General features: G+C 64.5%; 22 protein-coding genes and 1 pseudogene. 10 read left to right on the forward strand and 13 right to left on the reverse strand.

Features of this window, described 5'->3' with window-relative positions; all coding sequences use genetic code 11:
- The first annotated feature begins 205 nt into the window (after nt 1–205).
- Together A3M7_RS0138205 and A3M7_RS0138210 are read left to right on the forward strand one after the other, a co-directional pair.
- Complete coding sequence (locus tag A3M7_RS0138205; RefSeq protein ID WP_027548590.1) at nt 206–1,027, forward strand: helix-turn-helix domain-containing protein; 822 nt, start codon at nt 206–208, stop codon at nt 1,025–1,027.
- Nucleotides 1,028–1,098: 71 nt separating this feature from the next.
- Nucleotides 1,099–1,764, forward strand: coding sequence for a DsbA family oxidoreductase (locus tag A3M7_RS0138210; protein WP_027548591.1), 666 nt, complete (start codon nt 1,099–1,101; stop codon nt 1,762–1,764).
- 7 nt (nt 1,765–1,771) lie between these two features.
- Here the strand turns inward: A3M7_RS0138210 and A3M7_RS0138215 are convergent, their stop codons facing one another.
- The 3 genes from A3M7_RS0138215 to A3M7_RS0138225 all read right to left on the reverse strand — a co-directional run bounded on the left by A3M7_RS0138215 (nt 1,772) and on the right by A3M7_RS0138225 (nt 4,897).
- Nucleotides 1,772–2,941 (reverse strand): GNAT family N-acetyltransferase, encoded by a 1,170-nt coding sequence (locus A3M7_RS0138215; RefSeq protein WP_027548592.1) that lies wholly within the window; start codon nt 2,939–2,941, stop codon nt 1,772–1,774.
- Between the two features lie 163 nt (nt 2,942–3,104).
- Entirely contained in the window at nt 3,105–4,544 is a 1,440-nt protein-coding gene (ccoG, locus tag A3M7_RS0138220) for a cytochrome c oxidase accessory protein CcoG (protein ID WP_027548593.1), read from the reverse strand.
- Nucleotides 4,545–4,576: 32 nt separating this feature from the next.
- Entirely contained in the window at nt 4,577–4,897 is a 321-nt protein-coding gene (locus A3M7_RS0138225) for a helix-turn-helix transcriptional regulator (protein ID WP_027548594.1), read from the reverse strand.
- Between the two features lie 95 nt (nt 4,898–4,992).
- On the opposite strand from A3M7_RS0138225, the gene A3M7_RS0138230 reads away from it, so the two are divergent.
- From A3M7_RS0138230 to A3M7_RS0138240, 3 genes are read left to right on the forward strand one after another with little or no spacing between them, the layout of a single operon-like run.
- Entirely contained in the window at nt 4,993–5,421 is a 429-nt protein-coding gene (locus tag A3M7_RS0138230) for a YeeE/YedE family protein (RefSeq protein ID WP_027548595.1), read from the forward strand.
- Nucleotides 5,422–5,426: 5 nt separating this feature from the next.
- Complete coding sequence (locus A3M7_RS0138235; RefSeq protein WP_027548596.1) at nt 5,427–5,894, forward strand: DUF6691 family protein; 468 nt, start codon at nt 5,427–5,429, stop codon at nt 5,892–5,894.
- Nucleotides 5,895–5,915: 21 nt separating this feature from the next.
- Nucleotides 5,916–6,272, forward strand: a complete 357-nt coding sequence (locus A3M7_RS0138240; RefSeq protein WP_027548597.1) for a carboxymuconolactone decarboxylase family protein — start codon at nt 5,916–5,918, stop codon at nt 6,270–6,272.
- Nucleotides 6,273–6,351: 79 nt separating this feature from the next.
- Here A3M7_RS0138240 and A3M7_RS0138245 read toward each other — a convergent pair whose 3' ends face one another.
- Together A3M7_RS0138245 and A3M7_RS0138250 are read right to left on the reverse strand one after the other, a co-directional pair.
- A complete protein-coding gene (locus A3M7_RS0138245) occupies nt 6,352–6,672 on the reverse strand; it encodes a hypothetical protein (protein ID WP_027548598.1) in 321 nt (106 codons plus the stop codon).
- 260 nt (nt 6,673–6,932) lie between these two features.
- Entirely contained in the window at nt 6,933–7,337 is a 405-nt protein-coding gene (locus tag A3M7_RS0138250; protein WP_027548599.1) for a hypothetical protein, read from the reverse strand.
- 154 nt (nt 7,338–7,491) lie between these two features.
- Between A3M7_RS0138250 and A3M7_RS0138255 the strand changes: the two genes are divergently transcribed.
- Nucleotides 7,492–7,722 carry a hypothetical protein gene (locus tag A3M7_RS0138255; protein ID WP_027548600.1) on the forward strand — a complete coding sequence of 77 codons (231 nt, stop codon included), beginning with the start codon at nt 7,492–7,494 and terminating at the stop codon, nt 7,720–7,722.
- A gap of 197 nt (nt 7,723–7,919) precedes the next feature.
- On the opposite strand, the gene A3M7_RS0138260 is transcribed toward A3M7_RS0138255, so the two are convergent.
- The gene (locus A3M7_RS0138260) at nt 7,920–8,162 is read right to left on the reverse strand and encodes a PilZ domain-containing protein (RefSeq protein WP_027548601.1); all 243 of its coding nucleotides are present in this window, start codon (nt 8,160–8,162) and stop codon (nt 7,920–7,922) included.
- Nucleotides 8,163–8,346: 184 nt separating this feature from the next.
- On the opposite strand from A3M7_RS0138260, the gene A3M7_RS0138265 reads away from it, so the two are divergent.
- Nucleotides 8,347–8,640, forward strand: a complete 294-nt coding sequence (locus A3M7_RS0138265) for an HdeA family protein (RefSeq protein WP_027548602.1) — start codon at nt 8,347–8,349, stop codon at nt 8,638–8,640.
- 120 nt (nt 8,641–8,760) lie between these two features.
- Here the strand turns inward: A3M7_RS0138265 and A3M7_RS0138270 are convergent, their stop codons facing one another.
- Nucleotides 8,761–9,225 (reverse strand): PaaI family thioesterase, encoded by a 465-nt coding sequence (locus A3M7_RS0138270; RefSeq protein WP_027548603.1) that lies wholly within the window; start codon nt 9,223–9,225, stop codon nt 8,761–8,763.
- Between the two features lie 380 nt (nt 9,226–9,605).
- Here A3M7_RS0138270 and A3M7_RS0138280 point away from each other — a divergent pair, with 380 nt between their 5' ends.
- Both A3M7_RS0138280 and A3M7_RS0138285 read left to right on the forward strand, forming a co-directional pair.
- On the forward strand, nt 9,606–9,902 hold the full coding sequence (locus tag A3M7_RS0138280; protein ID WP_027548605.1) for a hypothetical protein: 297 nt from the start codon (nt 9,606–9,608) through the stop codon (nt 9,900–9,902).
- A gap of 102 nt (nt 9,903–10,004) precedes the next feature.
- Nucleotides 10,005–10,259 carry a hypothetical protein gene (locus A3M7_RS0138285; protein WP_027548606.1) on the forward strand — a complete coding sequence of 85 codons (255 nt, stop codon included), beginning with the start codon at nt 10,005–10,007 and terminating at the stop codon, nt 10,257–10,259.
- A gap of 9 nt (nt 10,260–10,268) precedes the next feature.
- Here the strand turns inward: A3M7_RS0138285 and A3M7_RS0138290 are convergent, their stop codons facing one another.
- Entirely contained in the window at nt 10,269–10,502 is a 234-nt protein-coding gene (locus tag A3M7_RS0138290; RefSeq protein ID WP_027548607.1) for a hypothetical protein, read from the reverse strand.
- A 146-nt stretch (nt 10,503–10,648) separates the two neighbouring features.
- Complete coding sequence (locus A3M7_RS0138295) at nt 10,649–10,837, reverse strand: hypothetical protein (protein ID WP_027548608.1); 189 nt, start codon at nt 10,835–10,837, stop codon at nt 10,649–10,651.
- A gap of 389 nt (nt 10,838–11,226) precedes the next feature.
- Here A3M7_RS0138295 and A3M7_RS0138305 point away from each other — a divergent pair, with 389 nt between their 5' ends.
- Nucleotides 11,227–11,466 carry a DUF2798 domain-containing protein gene (locus A3M7_RS0138305; RefSeq protein WP_027548609.1) on the forward strand — a complete coding sequence of 80 codons (240 nt, stop codon included), beginning with the start codon at nt 11,227–11,229 and terminating at the stop codon, nt 11,464–11,466.
- 829 nt (nt 11,467–12,295) lie between these two features.
- Here A3M7_RS0138305 and A3M7_RS47980 read toward each other — a convergent pair.
- The 4 genes and pseudogenes from A3M7_RS47980 to A3M7_RS45645 form a co-directional block, all read right to left on the reverse strand.
- Nucleotides 12,296–12,463: a hypothetical protein gene (locus tag A3M7_RS47980; RefSeq protein ID WP_198033896.1), complete on the reverse strand. Its 168-nt coding sequence runs from the start codon at nt 12,461–12,463 to the stop codon at nt 12,296–12,298.
- A gap of 214 nt (nt 12,464–12,677) precedes the next feature.
- A complete protein-coding gene (locus A3M7_RS0138320) occupies nt 12,678–12,920 on the reverse strand; it encodes a hypothetical protein (protein ID WP_027548610.1) in 243 nt (80 codons plus the stop codon).
- Nucleotides 12,921–13,085: 165 nt separating this feature from the next.
- Nucleotides 13,086–14,945: a caspase family protein gene (locus A3M7_RS0138325; RefSeq protein WP_027548611.1), complete on the reverse strand. Its 1,860-nt coding sequence runs from the start codon at nt 14,943–14,945 to the stop codon at nt 13,086–13,088.
- Nucleotides 14,946–15,044: 99 nt separating this feature from the next.
- Nucleotides 15,045–16,074: pseudogene (locus A3M7_RS45645) on the reverse strand (caspase family protein); the annotation flags it as partial.

Raw genomic sequence — 16,074 nt, forward strand, 5'->3', positions numbered from 1 at the left:
TAGTGTTTTCGCCGGTCCTGCGCAAAACCGGATCGCATTTCGCGCCTTGTCCCTTTTATCGCGGGTACGTGCACCGGTCCCTTTAGGGACATCGACGCTATTCCGCAGCGAAAAATGAATTCAATTGTTTCATGTGGGTACATGCCCATATCCATTACCTCGCGGGTAATGGAAGGGATGAACTCCGCATGCTAGGTATTCGACCATGAACGCACATGCATCCACGGCACAGACTGAACGCAGCCAGCCGATCCATATCGGTGACCATTTGCGCGAATGGCGGCAGCGCCGCCGCATGAGCCAGCTCGATCTGGCGGGCGAGGCCGAGATCTCGGCGCGGCATCTGAGCTTCGTCGAGACCGGCCGCGCCGCCCCTTCGCGCGATATGGTGCTGAGGCTCGCCGAGCGTCTCGACGTGCCCTTGCGCGAACGCAACGTGCTGCTGGTCGCCGCCGGCTTTGCGCCGGCGTTTCCGCAGCGCCCGCTGGAGGATCCCGCCTTGAAATCAGCTCGCCGGGCGATCGACCTCGTCCTCAAAGCACACGAGCCCAATCCGGCGCTCGCCGTGGACCGGCACTGGAACCTGATCTCCGCCAACCGCATGGTGGCGCCGCTGCTCGACGGCATTCCGCAGCGTCTGCTCGGACAGCCCTTCAATGTGCTGCGGCTCGCCTTCCATCCCGAGGCGCTGGCGCCGCGCACGGTCAATCTCGCGGAATGGTGCGGGCATCTGCTGGAGCGGCTGCATCGGCAATGCGAAGCAACGGCCGATCCGGAGCTGATCAAGCTCTACAACGACCTGAAGAGCTACCCGATCCCGGCACGATCGGCGCCGCTGTCGAGCGACAATGTCGCCATCCCCTTCAAGCTGCGTCACGAGGGGGAGATACTTAGTTTCTTCTCCACCACCATGGTGTTCGGCACGCCCGTGGACATCACTCTGTCGGAGCTTGCGCTGGAGACGTTCTTTCCGGCCGACGAGCGCACCGCCGAGCGGCTGAAGCAGATGGCAGCAGCTATGAGCTAGCGCCCTTGCCTCGGGCCGGGTTCTGCCTATCTTTGGGCGAACCCTTGAAGTGCCCGAAGGAGGCGCCTGACATGAGCACGCTGAAACCGCTCCAGATCGACGTCGTCTCCGACGTGGTGTGCCCCTGGTGCTATATCGGCAAGCACCGCATCGAGAGCGCGCTGGCGCTCGTGCCCGACGTTCCGGTCAAGCTGAATTTCCGTCCCTTCTTCCTCAATCCCTGGGTGCCGCGCGAGGGCATCAGCCGCGAGGACTATCTCACCAAGAAGTTCGGCTCGGTCGAGGCCTATAAGGGCATTGCGGGGCGCGTCGTCGCGGCTGCCAGCGAGGAGGGCCTCGTCTACAAGCCGGAGCTGGTGGCGCGTCAGCCCAACACGACCGACTGCCATCGCCTGATCCTGTGGGCCGAAGCGATCGGCAAGGCGCCCGAGATGAAGCAGCGCCTGATGGAGCTGTACTTCCGCGATGGCGGCGACCTCACCGATGGGAACGTGCTGGTGCAGGCGGCCGCCGATGTCGGTCTCGACGCCGACGACGTGCGCCGGCGCCTTGCCACCGACGAGGACGTCGCGCGCGTCTCGGCCGACGCGCAGGAAGCCGCCGAGAAGGGCATCTCCGGCGTGCCGACATACGTGTTCGCGCAGAAATACGCCGTCTCCGGCGCGCAGGATCCGAACCTGCTCGCCCGCGCCATCCGCCAGGTCTCGGAGGAAATCAACGCGCAGGCGGCGGAGTAGGTTTCGCTTATTTGCGGAGGCGGCGGACCACGCGTCGCGCGGCCTCGTGCGTGGCGTTGAGGCTGACCAATGCTGCGTGAATGAGCGCCACGACCGGATCGTTCCGCCGCAGCGGGATCAGCACATCACCGATTGCGAAGCGTCCCCGCCAGATCGGGTTGATCATGGGGTGGTCGGCGCTCGCCGTGGAATCCGCACTGGCGATGGCGGGGTCGGCGCAGAGGTGGCGGGTGAGGTCGAGCGTGAGCTGCACGCCCGGCGAATATCTTGCAAAGCCTTCGTCGATGCCGAGCTTGAAGAAGAAGGCGCGGTCCTGATGGCGCAGCACCATGCCGGCGGCCACCGGAATCGTGCCGGCGCGCAAGCTGACGATCTCGCACTGTGCGGTCTCTGCCAGCGCCGGCACCGCGCGGCGGATGAAGGCCGCATCGCCCGCATGCTGGATCAGCGCGGTGCCGCGCTTGCCCTTCCAGCCGCTGGCTTCGAGTTGCAAAAATGTTTCGAGTGCGGGCCCGATCTCGTCAGGCCGGCGCGCGACCTCGAACACGACGGGCCCGTGCTCTTCGAGCCGATGGCGCAGACGGCGCAACTCCTTGAGCTTTTTGGCGCCCAGCGCATCGCGCAGCAGCGTCTCGCCGTCCTGCGTCGCGTCGAGGCTGGCGCGGATGTAGGAGCTGAGGACACGCGGCTTCAGACCGTCGCGATTCAGGACCCGGTTGAGCGAGGCCATCGCCGCGCCGTCGAGCGCGACGTCGTTCAGCACGAGCGCATGGGCACCGGCCTCGCGCGCCTGCTGCAACAGACGCGTCGCCGCCTCGATCGGAGCGTCGCGGTCGATCAGCGGGCTGCACAGCGTGCCATAGGGATGCGCGCTCACCAGCGCGGGCAGGGGAATCTTCCATGCCCGCCACAGCGAGATCGCCGGCATCAGCCCGATCAGCCGCGTCGAAGATCCGTCGAATGCGGGCAGTACGGAGGCATCCGTGCGGCCGCGCGCGGTTGCGCTGACGGCGAGCTCCCAGGCGGGCAGGTAATATCCGTTCGGCTCGACCGCCCGCTGCGCGAGCGCGCGCCATTGGCCGGGTTCGATCGCGGTGAGCGGGACGAGCGCGCGCGCCGCCGCGGCATGCTTTGCCGATGCCGGATTGATCGCTGCCTGGTGCGCGATGTCGACCACGTCCCGTCGTCCCCGTTCACGCGGGCTGAGCCCGGGTTACGCGGTCATCCTTAGCGCAAAGATTGGAAAATCCCGTTGGGAAGCCGCTTCAATTCGAGCGGTAGTGTTAACGTCTCATTGAGCATCCGGCGGCAGTCGCCGGATGCGCCATTGAATGTGGAAGCTACTGCTCGCCGGGCACGAAATGATCGCGGGCGCTTGCGCGTCCGCCGCCGGCCGCGTCGGTGATGGCGATGTCGATGTCACGCGAGGTCTTGGGCAGGTCGCTGGAGCCGACCTGCACCGACAGCCTGACCTCGCAGGTCTGGTCCTGCCCGACCTCGATGACGGGCTTGCCGTCGAGGCTGGCGTCGATGCCTGCGACGCGAATGGTGGCGCCGGGCAGACCGGAGACCTCGAGCGCAAACGATCGCTGCGCGCCCTTGTTGAGGATGCGGACGGTGTAGTCGTTGCGCACCCCGCCATCCGAGAGCTGGACGAAGAGGGGATTGCGCTCATGCAGCACGTTGACGTCCATCGTCGTACGGGTCGCGAGGGCATAGAGCATGATGGCGCCGACAATGGCGATGGCCGCGGCATAGATCAGCGTGCGCGGACGGATGATGCGGTAGAGCGGCGCCTTGCCCTCGCGCCGGCGCTGCATGTTGATGTCGGTGTCGTAGCCGATCAAGCCGGCGGGCCGACCGATCTCGCGCATTACGTTGTCGCAGGCGTCGATGCACAGGCCGCACTGGATGCAGCCGAGCTGGATTCCGTTACGGATGTCGACGCCGGTCGGGCAGACATTGATGCATTGATGGCAATCGACGCAGTCGCCGGCGAGCTCGCCATGCGCGCGGGCGGCGTCCGCCTTCTTCACCGACATACGCGGCTCGCCGCGGTCGCGGCGATAGGTGACGTTGAGCGCCCATTCGTCGGTCAGCGCCGCCTGGATGCGCGGCCACGGACACATGTAGATGCACATCTGCTCGCGGGCGTGACCGGCGAAGACATAGGTCGTGGCGGTGAGGATGCCGATCCAGAGATAGGCGATGAACGGGGCCTGGAAGGTGGCGAGCTCCTTCACCAGCGTCGGCGCGTCGGAAAAATAGAGCACCCAAGCGCCGCCCGTCCACCAGGCGATCATGATCCAGAGAAAGTGTTTCAGCACGACCTTCCGGATGTGACCAAACGTCCAGTAGCGCTTGTCGCCCTGCATGCGCTCGCGCCGGTCGCCCTCGACCCAGCGCTCGACCGCATAGAACAGGTCGGTCCACACCGTCTGCGGGCACATGTAGCCGCACCACAGCCGGCCGGCGACCGCGTTCATCAGGAACAGCGTCATCGCCGCGATGATCAGCAGACCGGTGAAATAGTAGACCTCCTGTGGCCACAGCTCGATGAAGAAGAAGTAGAAGCGCCGATGCGGGAAATCGATCAGCACGGCCTGGTCGGGCAGGCCGGGTCCGCGATTCCAGCGCACGAAGGGGAGGAGATAATAGGTCTCGAGCGTGACGCAGAGGATCGCCCATTTGATGCGGCGGAAAGGGCCGTGGACGGATTGCGGGTAGACCTTCCTCCGCTTCTCGTAGAGAGGTCCCTCGATGAAAGTGTCGTCGCTCATGCTGCGCTTCCCGCGTTTGCGTCAGCGAGGCCCTATTCCGGTGCGCAGAAGAGGCGGTACAAGGTCTCCAGCACCGAGCGGACCTCCTGGCTCGCGATGCTGTAGTATATCGTCTGGCCGTCCCGCCTGGGTTTGACCAGGCTCAATGCGCGCATCTTTCCGAGATGCTGGGATAGTGCGGCCGACGACAGGCCTGCGATATCGGCGAGTTCGCCGACGGACTTTTCGCCGTCCAGCATGTTGCAGAGAACCAGCAGCCGCTTGGGATTGCCCATGGCGGAAAGGAGGCGGGAGGCCTCTTCGGCCTTCTCCTCCAGAGCGAGCAGTTCCTGATTCCGGGGCTTGCGCTTCATGACTGTTCGATATATTAGTATATTCGAAAATACGAAACAACTGAAATAACTGTCATCGGTGCCCGCGAGAGGGGCGCCCCCGATCCGGAGGGCTCATGGTCTCGACATCATTTACACCGATCGCCTCCCTCGCTGGCGGCGTCCTGATCGGCGTCGCCGCCGTTCTGCTGATGTGGGCGACGGGACGGATTGCCGGGGTCAGCGGCATCGCGACGCGGCTGTTCCCGCCCTATGAGGACGGCGAATTCGCCGGGCGTTTCGCCTTCGTCGCCGGTCTCGTCGCCGCGCCCGTGCTGGTGCGGCTTGTCACCGGAAGCCTGCCGGCGCAGACGATCGAGGCGGGGACGACCGTTCTGATTGTCGGCGGACTGCTCACGGGTTTCGGTTCGGTGTGGGGCAGCGGCTGCACCTCAGGCCACGGCGTCTGCGGCTTGTCGCGGCTCTCGGTGCGCTCGCTGGTCGCGACCGTCATCTTCATGGCGGCGGGCATGGCGACCGTCTTCCTGATGCGGCACTGGAGCTGATGACGATGGCAATCCTGGTCCAATTCGCGATCGGCCTGATCTTCGGTCTCGGCCTCATCGTCTCGGGCATGTCGAACCCGGCGAAGGTTCTGAACTTCCTCGACATCGGCGGCATCCCGGCAGGCACGTGGGACGCCAGCCTTGCCTTCGTGATGGCGGGCGCGGTGGCCGTGACCTTCATCGGCTTCAACCGCGTCCTGAAGCTCACGCGGCCGTTCTTCGCCGAACGATTTTATCTTCCGACGCGAAGCGACATCGATCCCAGGATCGTCGCAGGTCCCGCGATCTTCGGCGTCGGCTGGGGACTGGCGGGGTTCTGTCCGGGGCCGGCGCTGACCGCGCTCGGGTTCGGCTCGGCCTCCGCCTTCATCTTCGTTGCGGCGATGTGTGCCGGCATGGTGCTCGCCCGCTTCGTCACTCACCGGCCGTCATTGACGCGCTTCGTCACGCCGGCCGATCCGCTCGAAACCTGAAGTCACCGTGAAAGAGTAAGCATGGACAAGAACTATCCAGAGATCACCCGGCAAATCTCCGCCAACATGCGCAAGCTGCGAAGCGACATTCCCGACACCATGAAGGGATTTGCCGCGCTGGCCCAGGCCGCGACGCGTGACGGGGCGCTGGACAAGAAGACCAAGGAGCTGATCGCGCTGGCGCTCGGCGTCGCCGCGCATTGCGACGGCTGCATCGGCTTTCACACCGAGGCCCTCGTCAAGCTCGGCGCGACGCGCGAGGAGGTCGAAGAGACGCTCGGCATGGCCGTCTATATGGGCGGCGGGCCGTCGCTGATGTACGCAGCCGATGCGATCGCAGCCTACGAGCAATTTCAGCAGCAATCGGTTGCCGCCTGACGCCTGTGATCGGATGCACCCATATGGAAGGGACCGGGCGAGTTGTCTCGTCCGGTCCCGTCCGTCTTGGTTCTACCGATTACCAGCCACCGACGCCCACGCTGACGCCGGGAGCGCGAATGCCGACGCCGCCTCGCGGGCCGTCGTCCCAGTCGCGATAGGTGCGGCGTTCATAATAGCGCTCGCGCGGCATGGTGGCATAGGAGTCGCGCACGATCACGCGCGCGCCGCCGCGGGTGCGATAGCAATTGCCGGCGTCATCGCAGACGAGCCGGACTTCCTGGATGAGATTGGGGTTGGCGTATTCGCTGGTCGTGTAGATGTCGGCGGCCTTCGCGCCGCTCGCCGCAGCGATGGCCGCGACGCCGGCCAGCAGTGCAATCGTAAATGTCCGCATCATATCCTCCTCCGAAACTGCCCTCTGCGGTAACAAGAAGGGGAGGCGGCGATCGTTCCGGCCCAAATGCAGGATTTTCCCGGAACTGGTGGCGCGCGGACAATGTTCCCCGGGGGCGACACGCGCCAATCCGGCGAAGCATCATGATTGCCGCGAGCCGTTTGCCGATTTCCTCTCTGCGGGGAGGCTCAAGCAGCACTGCGGATCTGGTCTCGGATGCGCTCGCTATGTTCCGCCTTACACAGGGCTGACGACGAGGCCTGTCAGATCGGCTCATAAACCTCGGACCCGCAGATGTCGTCGGCTTCCGCGCGGCGGCGATCGACGACCTTTCCGCCGGTGATGGTGACAATGTAGGTCTGGGCGCCAAGCGCGGTGCCGGTTGCGGAGGTGAGCTGCGCGCGGACGCAGGCGGTCCAGCCGGGTCCTCGCACCTCACGATGCGGCGAGGCGACGTGCACCTCGCGCGGGTATGACGTGTTGAGGAAGACGACATCGATCTGCTCGCGCACCACGCGCTTGACGTCGGGGGGCGGCTCGGGCGGTGGCTGCTCGGCTTCCTTCATGCGCATGAACTCGGGCACCGGCGCGCGGCTGTCGGCAAAGCCGCAGGCACCGAGTGCGAGCGCGCTGACCAGCAGCGCCGCATGAGCAATGATCCGCAACATCCGTGAAGGGTCCCCCTGCGGGCCAACAGATAGGCACGAATGCGATCTGGCGAAGTCCTGGCCGATCAAGATTTGCTGAAGGCCTGGAACGCACGGCATTTGCTATTAGGGGATTGCAGGCTAGTTTGTACCCCAGACGAAGGGGATTGCGCCAATGAGGATTTTGGTCATAGCGGCTGCGGTGCTGGCATTGGTGGGCAGCTCGGCTCAGGCGCAGATGGGTGGCGGCAGACGCCAGCCTAGCGAGGGCCAGAAGGCGGACACCAAGCCCAAGGTCGACGAGGGGGCCTACAAGGCGGCGCTCGAGCGCATCCCGGAGCCCAAGGAGAAGTATGATCCGTGGGGTGGGGCGCGTCCGCCTGAACCTGCCAAGAAGCCCAAATAAACCTGATGGGCGCTGGCGACGGGCCAGTGCCATCTGATCGCTGCCACCGAGGATCTCGATCAGCCCAGTGCAAGAGTTTGCGGCATCGTCGGCGATCGCGCTCGTGCTGGCGGCCTGGCCTTGCGTCGCTGCCATCGTAGCAGGCACTCATAACCGTGTTGTGGATGCGATACGAACAGTCGTTCACATCGTGCGCGCTATTGCACGAAAGCGAGACCGACGCGCCTGTCGCTGCGCCATACGGGGCGGCAAGTCCGCACGAAATTGTCGCGCGCGATCGAGAGTGTGAACGATTGCGGCAATGTGACGGGGGTCTCGAGGTCGATCGCCACGCCGCCTGCGGACATGTTTCGCACGGTGCACGCGATGCCGTTGTTTTCAAAGGTGATCGTTCCACCCTTGAAAACACGGTAACGTTGGGCTGCACGCTTCTCGGTCATCTGCGTTGATCCACAATGATGATTGTGAAGTAGTGCATAGAAATTACGTTGAACTAAACTCAATACTGGCGCTACTTGCACAGCGCTTCAGATTTCGTTTACGACGTTGAAGCGGTGAGTCACGTCCCGCCGACTTTCCTCACAAGCCTTTCCTTTATGGCCTTACGCGCCGATGGAGATTCCGATGAAGACCATGCTTTCGATCCTGTTCACCGCAGCGCTTTCGCTGTCGTCGATGCCCGCCCACGCCGTCAAGTGGGACCTCTCGACCATGACTTGCAAGCAGTTCCTCGAGAGCGGCGAAGACAACATCGCGGTCGTGCTGACCTGGATGGACGGCTGGTACAAGGGCGACGAGGACAACGCGATCATCGACACCGAGGTGTTCATCGAGAACGCCAAGAAGTTCGGGGCCTATTGCGGAAAGAATCCGACCGTCAGCGTCGTCACCGCGGCCGACGAGATCCTCGGTAAGTAACTCTTGAAGCGGACTGAAGCGCGGACGCAATCGCGCTTCGGCCTCTCGCTTCGATGCAAACGTAATGGAGAGCCGCGGTGCGCCTTGCGCTCACGCGGCTCTCGTCTTTTGCGACGATGCTCAGCCCGGCAGCATCGCGAACGCGCTCGACACCATTGCCACCGGCTTGTTGTCGGCGGCCGAGAGCAGCGTGACGCGGCCGAAGCTCATGGTGCGCCCGAGCCGCACCACGCGGGCGTCCGCGAGCACGTCCGACGAGGTGGCCGCGCGCATGAAATGCGTGGTCTGGTCGACCGTGGTCATCGGACGGTAGCCGCGATTGGCGGCGAGGATTGCGATGACCATCGCGGTGTCGGCGAGGGCCATCAGCGCCTGGCCGCAGACCACGCCGCCGTTCCGGCACAGCCGCTCCGAAAATGCCATCCGGAGCAGCGCACCCGGCTGCCAGTCCGGCGCATCCGCAGGCTGCGCGTGCTCGATGCGCTCGACCGAGAGGTTGAGATCCTGGACCCAGGGCGCAAAGACCTCGCCGAGGATGCGTCTGGCCTCAGTGATGCCGAACTCGGCTTCTGGCTGCGATGGCATTGCGGCGTGTCCTCCATTGTTGCCGGATGTTTCTGCCATTCTGCGCGGATCGGCACGGCAAAGTCACCCGGTCTGATGCAGGTCCCGTCGGCTTGAAAATGCCTGACTTCGCCCGATATGATGCCGCGCTTGGGATCGGGTGGATGATGTTGCGTCGGTGTGTCCTCGTGTTTTGGCTGGTGGCGCTCGGCATCGTGCTGGACGGGTGCACAAGATGCGGCCCGATCTGGGACGACTGGCTGCACGCGCCGAAATCGTGCAGATCGGACCGGCTCTAGCGGGCCATTCGGCCCTGAGCGACCCCAGCGGTCACGGACGGGCTGTGATAGGGATGACAGGCGCGGCTGATCCGCGCCGCCATGATGATCAAGGAGTAGATGATGAAGCTTTTCCGTATGGCGGCGGTGCTGGCCGTGCTGGCGGGACCGGCCTACGCGCAAATGCCCAATATCAATTTGATGCAGGACGCGCCGAGCAAGTCCCCGGAAGAAAAGGCCGCGGATGCGGAGCGTGAAAAGGTCTACAAGGAAACGCTGAAGAAGATTCCGGACGCCAAGTCGTCCAACGATCCCTGGGGCGGCATGCGCTCCGATCCGCCGAAGCAGGCTGCGCCGAAGGCATCGGCCGCAACCACCAGCGCGCCGAAGAAGACCAAGACCGGCACGGCCGCCAACTGAGCCCTTTCGGCCGGAGGCGGCATGCGCCTTTCGGCCGGGACTCCTCTTCGTCCGATCCGCTCCCTACATTGCCGGCAGATGTTGCGTAGAGGAGGACAGGTCATGGCCGATCGTCCGCGGGATCTCGCCGAGCGGATGGCGCGCCGGCGCAGGATCGGCGGCAAGCCGGGCGAGCACGCCGGTGACGGCTATCTGCGCGAGACCTTCACGCTGCCGCGCGCGGCGGCGCGGGCGAGGGCGCAGGCCTTCTTCGCCCGCTACCCCAAGGCCGGCTATATGAGCGCGGTCGAGACTTGGCGCGAGCTGCCCGGCGGCGACATCGAATTCACCATGCGGCGGCTGCCCAGCGCCGATTGAGGTCGGCCCCTAGTCGAGCGTCTCGGCGACGATGCGGATGCGGAACACGGGCTCCTTGGTCTCGTCCAGGAGTTCCATGTGCCATTCGGAATTTTCCTGGAGCTTGCGGGCGATGCCCGCGGCCATGTCGGCGCAGACGCTGGTCATCTCCTTCCAGGCCAGATCGCGGTCGGCAAATTCCGACGCCTGGTCCGCACAGCCGGAATAGCGGCCATTCCGGATTCGAAAGAAATAGAGCGGCATGGCTGGCACCGATCGCGTGACGGCCCCGCCCCCAAGGCTCACGGCGCGCAGTGCAATCCCAAACCACAGGCAGATCAATTCCGGGCGGCTACGGGATAACCGGGGCGCATAGGAGGGGCCGTGACGCCGATCTCGGCGCGTCCGGTTCAGGCCGTTTTGCGCCCGATGGCCTTCAGCTCCCGATCGATGCGCAGCTGCACCCGCCGGATCGCCAGCAGGTCGATCTTGGTCTCGGTCTTGCCGGTCTTGACCTGCTCACCGATGCGGAACTGCCATTGCCAGATTCCGGGAATGGCCGTCTTGGCGACGGTGAATTCGACGCCCCTGTGATTCATGGTTACCTCCCCACGATTCACTTTCGATCACTGTAACATGTTGGCCGTCACGATATTCCCGCGACAAGCAAAATCCGCTGGTAAGCCTTGGACGGTTCACGGAAATCTCGCGAGCGCGCGCGCCCCGAAGCAAACGAAATCGAATTCCGAAAGAGGCCCGCCCGCAAAGCGATGCAAGACCATCGCCCAGTGCGCGCTGATGCAGTTGAGCGCGGCTCAGGAACTCTGTTCATGGTCGGAGAACCACGGGATCGTTCGATGGTCATGAGTTAACGATCGGTTGTGACGCCGGCGATCCCGATCAAACGGGAAGAGCCAAGGCCCGCCTCGATGCGCGCGACGGCATGTGGCTTGCTTGGCCTCGTGACGGCAAGCAACATGAGCGCGTCATGCTCGGCATTCCCCGCCGCTACAGTCATTTCGTCTTCGGTGTCCTCCAGTCCGGACTGACCTCGCTGATCGCCGCCGGGATCGCCAGCTTGCCGGCTGACGGCGCGATACTGTTCGCCCGGCACTGGATGCTGTCATGGCTGATCGCATGGGCCGCGATGCTGCCCGTGGTGCTGCTGGCGGCGCCCGCGATCCGCGCCTTCTCGCTGCGGCTGACGCGGGAGGAGAGGGGCCCGTGAACCGGCCGGCATGAAAAAAACCCGCCTGGGGAGAGCCAGGCGGGGTCAAAGGTTATTGGAGGCTGAGGTGCTGGGCTGCAACACCATAAGCCCAATGACCCTAGCCGGCTGAGCTTACGACAGCCTGACAAGCCCGCGAATCGAATCCAGGCCGGCGCTCACCCATGTCCACCAACAGAAAACCCCGCTCGTGGGAGAGCGGGGTCGTCGGTTGGGTATGGAGGCCCGGTGTTGGCCCACCGGGCGAGACGACATTAGGCGGCCAGGCTTACGGGTGCCTGACGGCGGCATCGAAACCCGCCGACGGAGAGGCCGCAGACTGGCCCCGCACCGGTCCCAATTTGGCCACCCGATCGCAACACTCGGGCCACAGCCGCAGGCGAGATTCCGCAAGGTCCGGTGCAGCCATGGGGGAAACGTGGCTTGCCGGCAACGGGGTAGCATCATGGATAACGTAGAGCGGTCGTTTGCCGCCGCGACGGCGGTTGGCTTTGTCGTGCTGGTGATCGGCATCGGGCTGCTGGCGCTCATGTAGACTTGGCCGGCATGCGCCGGCGGCAGCTGGCCCCGTCTTTCAAAAAATTGGAAAACAACCCCATGCACAGTAGGCGGGTTGGGGATTTGCCTGCTGGGTCAATGATTTAGAGGTAGTATTTAGATACCTTTTGCACGCGCAATCGCCCTGCGGCCGGGCATATTGCCGACGCGTGATGCCGGGCCTTGCGTTGACCAGGGCGGCCGCTGCCAGCCGTCGCTTTCGGTGACGCATCCCGGACGCCCGCCGCATTGCCGGCGCGCCTGGTCGGCTCCGCAACCCGTCCTGATGGCCCTAGTGAACCTTGATCACGTCCAGGGGCAGGCGGAGCTCGGCGGCACGCTCCTGGCGGTCCTTTTTGCGGAACTCGTTTTCCTTCCGCTCGAACTTGACCATCTCCTCATGCGCTGCCTCCAGCAGGCGATTGCGCCTGGTTGCATCCTGGTGCGTGTCTTCCGTCATGACCGAGATCCCCACTGTTGCGCTCCAACTCAGCGAAGCCGCAGGCCGCGAAAAGGTTCGATGCCGCAAGATTACGGAATTATGACGGCGCTCTGCTCATGCGTCTTTGATGCACGTCAGCTTCGGCCGAAAAACGATGCTGCGAGATTGGCGTCAGAGGCGTTGCAGCGCAAGTTCGGAGAGCCTCCACCGAGAGGCCTCCAACCGAGACGGCTCACTGCCGCCTGACGATGTCGAAGACGAACCTGACCTGCATCACGGGACCATGTGCGTCCCTGACTTCAATCGACATCTTGCGGCTTTGCATGCCTTTGAAGTTTCGCACGGCGTCCCATGACAGGCTGGCCAGCGCGCGGGCGGCTTCTTCCTGGACCGCGAGCAAATCTTGCAATTCGAGTCCTTCTTCGTCGGGAACTATCTCGTCCCCGTCGCGCAGGTCGAAGTAATAGATGGCCATCGCAGGCGCTCTCGAAAATGCAGGCGGGAGTGCGCGTCTCTCTCAGCCACCGGCGCCCACGGGAGTGCCCGGCCGGTGATGGGGGACAATGAGTTGGCGGCCGGTTGGTTGCTCAAGGTGAGGCGACGGTATCCGGTCGGCAAGATCGGGTCTCTCAGTCGCAGCTCAGTTACACACTTCGGCTTGGTTGGTTCCGTCAGGGCCGGTAAACCCCGGCTTGCCGCGCTCAAGCCTGCAGCCCGGACGCACCGGTCGACACCCGCCCGTCGAGCAGAAGAGCTGGCCTGAGGATTTTGCTTGTGGCTTGGGCGGAGATGAATCCATCTGTTTGCGCCCGTCGTCACGCGCCTTCGTCTCGTCACGGGTTGCGACCGGCTTCTTGTCCTGGACCTTCTCGCACTCGTTGTCGTCGTTGACCCGATAGCCCGCGCGACAGGTGATCTTCACGCAAGCGTCGCCATCAGCCCTGGAGCCGCGATCGCAGACCAGCGGACAGACACGCCCCTGCTTGCTCTTGATCGCGTCGAGAGCGTCGAAGCTCGCCAGCTTGGTGTCGAACTTCGTCTCGGCATGCTTGTTGAACAGCGTCAGCGAGCGCTGCGCGGCGGTGGTCCATTCTCCGTCCGCTGCACCCGTCAGGCACCCGACGCGACGGAGTTCTGACTGCACCAGTTTGGCCGTCTCCTGCGGCGAGAGGCTGGGCGCCGATTGCGTTGGGGCAACTGCGGCGACCTTCTGCTCGACGTCACGCTGAACCTTCTCAGTCGCCTGCTTTGCAGCCAGCTCGGAAGCCGCCTTGTCGTTCGCGATCTTGTCGGCGAGCGCCTTCTCGGCGGCCTGCTTGTCGGCCAGCGCCTTGGCCACGGCNGCCTCGGCATCCTTCCTGCGCTGCTCGGCTGCGGCCGCCTTGGCCTCCTCGACCTGCTTTGCCTTCTCGGCCGCGAGCCGGGCATCCTCTGCGGCCTTGGCGGCGGCTGCGGCCTTGTCCTGTTCGGCTTTGTTGGCGCGCTCAGCCGTGAGCCGCGCCTTTTCGTCCTCAGCCTGGCGCGCCTTGGCCACTGCAGCTGCGCGCGCCTCTTCGGCCGCAACGTTCTTCAACTGCGCACGAGCGAGACCTGCATAGAACCCTTCGGGATAAGCCTGGAGGAATGCTTCCCATCCGTCCCGGTTTCCTGTCTGCAGGGCAAGCTCATAGTCCCGGCGGATCCCGTCCTGAGGGTTTGCCTGCGGCCCTTGCGGCGCGGTGACCAAAGGCTTTGCAGGAACCAGCGCCACATCATCGCCGCCGAGCGAGCCATAGACATAGGGCTCCTGCTTGTAGCCGGTGTTCTTCAGGACATCGTCGCGCACGAAGCCGAAGGCCTTGCGCAGGTCGAGCCCCGGCGTCGGCAGACGCTCGACCAGAGCCGCCGCGAACGGGCTGTTCTTGGAGTCGCCATCCGAGGCCGTCGAGCCCGCCTTGGCCGCGAAGGCGATCATGGTGTTCGGGCTGGTCGGCTCGATCTTGGCGAGACCCCGGCCAATGGCGCGGGAAGCGACCGTGCGCTTCATCGTCTTGGCGAACGGGTTGTCCCTGCAGGCGTCGAGAATGACGAGGCGAAGTTGCTTGGCCGGCTCCACGGCAAACAGCGCCCGGTCCAGCGCGACGGTCTCGTCGAGCACGTCGCCGTCCGTTTCCAGCGCGGCATCCGTGGGGATCAAATAGTTCGTGCCGTCGAGCTCGATGCCGTGNCCGGCATAGTANATGACGGCAACTTGGGCATCGCGGGTCCTGCCCGCGAACTCGCGCANCGACCGGCGCATGTCGGCGGCGTTGAGGTCGAGCCTGACATCGACATNGTCGAAGCCGGCNTTCTTGAACATGCCGCCGACCAGGGTGGCATCGTTGACCGGGTTGCTGAGCCGCGGGACGCTCTTGTAGGCCGAATTGCCGATCACCAGCGCCACGCGCCTTTCCGCGTGCGCCGAGCCGCTGCCCACGCAGATCGCAAAAATAATCAAGGCAAATAGCCGAAAAGTGCCCATTGCAGCCTCAAATCACAATGCAATCAGAGTATTCGAAGTGTTTCATCAGCAACGAAGATGCATGCACCGAAAGGTTTCTTCGTCGCCCGGCGTTTGTCTTCAGGGACAGATTTCGCGGTGCCCTTGCTGCCCAACCACGATGTCAACTCGACAGCCCTTCTGGACTGGACGGCAGGTCCTACTGTCGCAATAGATCTGGCCCGTCGCCTGCGGCTTCGCGGGCGTGGCCTCGACCTTCTTCCTCTCGTCGTCGCGCGGCTTGGCGTCCTCGCGGGTCGCGACCGGCTTCTTGTCCTGGACCTTCTCGCATTCGTTGTCGTCGTTGACGCGATAGCCGGCGCGACAGGTGATCTTCACGCACGTATCGCCATCAGCCCTGAAGCCGCGGTCGCAGACCAGCGGGCAGACGCGCCCCGGCTTGCTCTTGATCGCGTCGAGGGCGTCGAAGCTCGCCAGCCTGGTGTCGAGCTTCGTCCCGGCATGCTTGTTGAACAGCGTCAGCGAGCGCTGCGCGGCGGTGTTCCATTCTCCGTCCGCTGCAGCCGTCAGACACCCGACGCGACGGAGTTCTGACTGCACCAGTTTGGCGGTCTCCTGCGGCGAGAGGCTGGGTGCCGATTGCGTTGGGGCAACGGCGGCGACCTTCGGCTCGACGTCACGCTGAGCCTTCTCGGTCGCCTGCTTTGCGGCAAGCTCGGAAGCCGCCTTGTCGTTCGCGATCTTGTCGGCGAGCGCCTTCTCGGCGGCCTGCTTGTCGGCGAGCGCCCTGGCGACGGCGGCCTCGGCATCCTTCCTGCGCTGCTCGGCTGCGGCAGCCTTCGCTTCCTCGACCTGCTTGGCCTTCTCGGCCGCGAGCCGGGCATCCTCGGCGGCCTTGGCGGCGGCAGCCGCCTTGTCCTGCTCGGCCTTCTTGGCGCGGTCCGCCGCAAGCCGAGCCTTCTCGTCTTCGGCCTGCCGAGCCTTGTCTGCGGCTACAGTGCGGGTTTCTTCGGCGGCGATCTTGTTCAACTGGCCCTTGGCGAGATCGGTGTAGAAGCCACTCGGAAAGCGGTTGAGGAAGGCAGTCCATCCTTCACGCGTGCCAAGCTGAAGCGCCAGCTCGTAGTCGCGCCGGATTTCGCTGTCGGGG

Origin of the sequence: Bradyrhizobium sp. WSM2254, from assembly GCF_000472645.1 — a bacterium.
GTDB lineage: Bacteria > Pseudomonadota > Alphaproteobacteria > Rhizobiales > Xanthobacteraceae > Bradyrhizobium > Bradyrhizobium niftali.

What these genes read in the sequence shown, in the direction of transcription:
- A3M7_RS0138205 (WP_027548590.1), top strand. Translation starts at nt 206, where the DNA reads ATGAACGCACATGCATCCACGGCACAGACTGAACGCAGCCAGCCGATC.
- A3M7_RS0138210 (WP_027548591.1), top strand. Translation starts at nt 1,099, where the DNA reads ATGAGCACGCTGAAACCGCTCCAGATCGACGTCGTCTCCGACGTGGTG.
- ccoG (WP_027548593.1), bottom strand. Translation starts at nt 4,544, where the DNA reads ATGAGCGACGACACTTTCATCGAGGGACCTCTCTACGAGAAGCGGAGG.
- A3M7_RS0138225 (WP_027548594.1), bottom strand. Translation starts at nt 4,897, where the DNA reads ATGAAGCGCAAGCCCCGGAATCAGGAACTGCTCGCTCTGGAGGAGAAG.
- A3M7_RS0138230 (WP_027548595.1), top strand. Translation starts at nt 4,993, where the DNA reads ATGGTCTCGACATCATTTACACCGATCGCCTCCCTCGCTGGCGGCGTC.
- A3M7_RS0138235 (WP_027548596.1), top strand. Translation starts at nt 5,427, where the DNA reads ATGGCAATCCTGGTCCAATTCGCGATCGGCCTGATCTTCGGTCTCGGC.
- A3M7_RS0138240 (WP_027548597.1), top strand. Translation starts at nt 5,916, where the DNA reads ATGGACAAGAACTATCCAGAGATCACCCGGCAAATCTCCGCCAACATG.
- A3M7_RS0138245 (WP_027548598.1), bottom strand. Translation starts at nt 6,672, where the DNA reads ATGATGCGGACATTTACGATTGCACTGCTGGCCGGCGTCGCGGCCATC.
- A3M7_RS0138250 (WP_027548599.1), bottom strand. Translation starts at nt 7,337, where the DNA reads ATGTTGCGGATCATTGCTCATGCGGCGCTGCTGGTCAGCGCGCTCGCA.
- A3M7_RS0138255 (WP_027548600.1), top strand. Translation starts at nt 7,492, where the DNA reads ATGAGGATTTTGGTCATAGCGGCTGCGGTGCTGGCATTGGTGGGCAGC.
- A3M7_RS0138260 (WP_027548601.1), bottom strand. Translation starts at nt 8,162, where the DNA reads ATGACCGAGAAGCGTGCAGCCCAACGTTACCGTGTTTTCAAGGGTGGA.
- A3M7_RS0138265 (WP_027548602.1), top strand. Translation starts at nt 8,347, where the DNA reads ATGAAGACCATGCTTTCGATCCTGTTCACCGCAGCGCTTTCGCTGTCG.
- A3M7_RS0138270 (WP_027548603.1), bottom strand. Translation starts at nt 9,225, where the DNA reads ATGCCATCGCAGCCAGAAGCCGAGTTCGGCATCACTGAGGCCAGACGC.
- A3M7_RS0138280 (WP_027548605.1), top strand. Translation starts at nt 9,606, where the DNA reads ATGAAGCTTTTCCGTATGGCGGCGGTGCTGGCCGTGCTGGCGGGACCG.
- A3M7_RS0138285 (WP_027548606.1), top strand. Translation starts at nt 10,005, where the DNA reads ATGGCCGATCGTCCGCGGGATCTCGCCGAGCGGATGGCGCGCCGGCGC.
- A3M7_RS0138290 (WP_027548607.1), bottom strand. Translation starts at nt 10,502, where the DNA reads ATGCCGCTCTATTTCTTTCGAATCCGGAATGGCCGCTATTCCGGCTGT.
- A3M7_RS0138295 (WP_027548608.1), bottom strand. Translation starts at nt 10,837, where the DNA reads ATGAATCACAGGGGCGTCGAATTCACCGTCGCCAAGACGGCCATTCCC.
- A3M7_RS0138305 (WP_027548609.1), top strand. Translation starts at nt 11,227, where the DNA reads ATGCTCGGCATTCCCCGCCGCTACAGTCATTTCGTCTTCGGTGTCCTC.
- A3M7_RS47980 (WP_198033896.1), bottom strand. Translation starts at nt 12,463, where the DNA reads ATGACGGAAGACACGCACCAGGATGCAACCAGGCGCAATCGCCTGCTG.
- A3M7_RS0138320 (WP_027548610.1), bottom strand. Translation starts at nt 12,920, where the DNA reads ATGGCCATCTATTACTTCGACCTGCGCGACGGGGACGAGATAGTTCCC.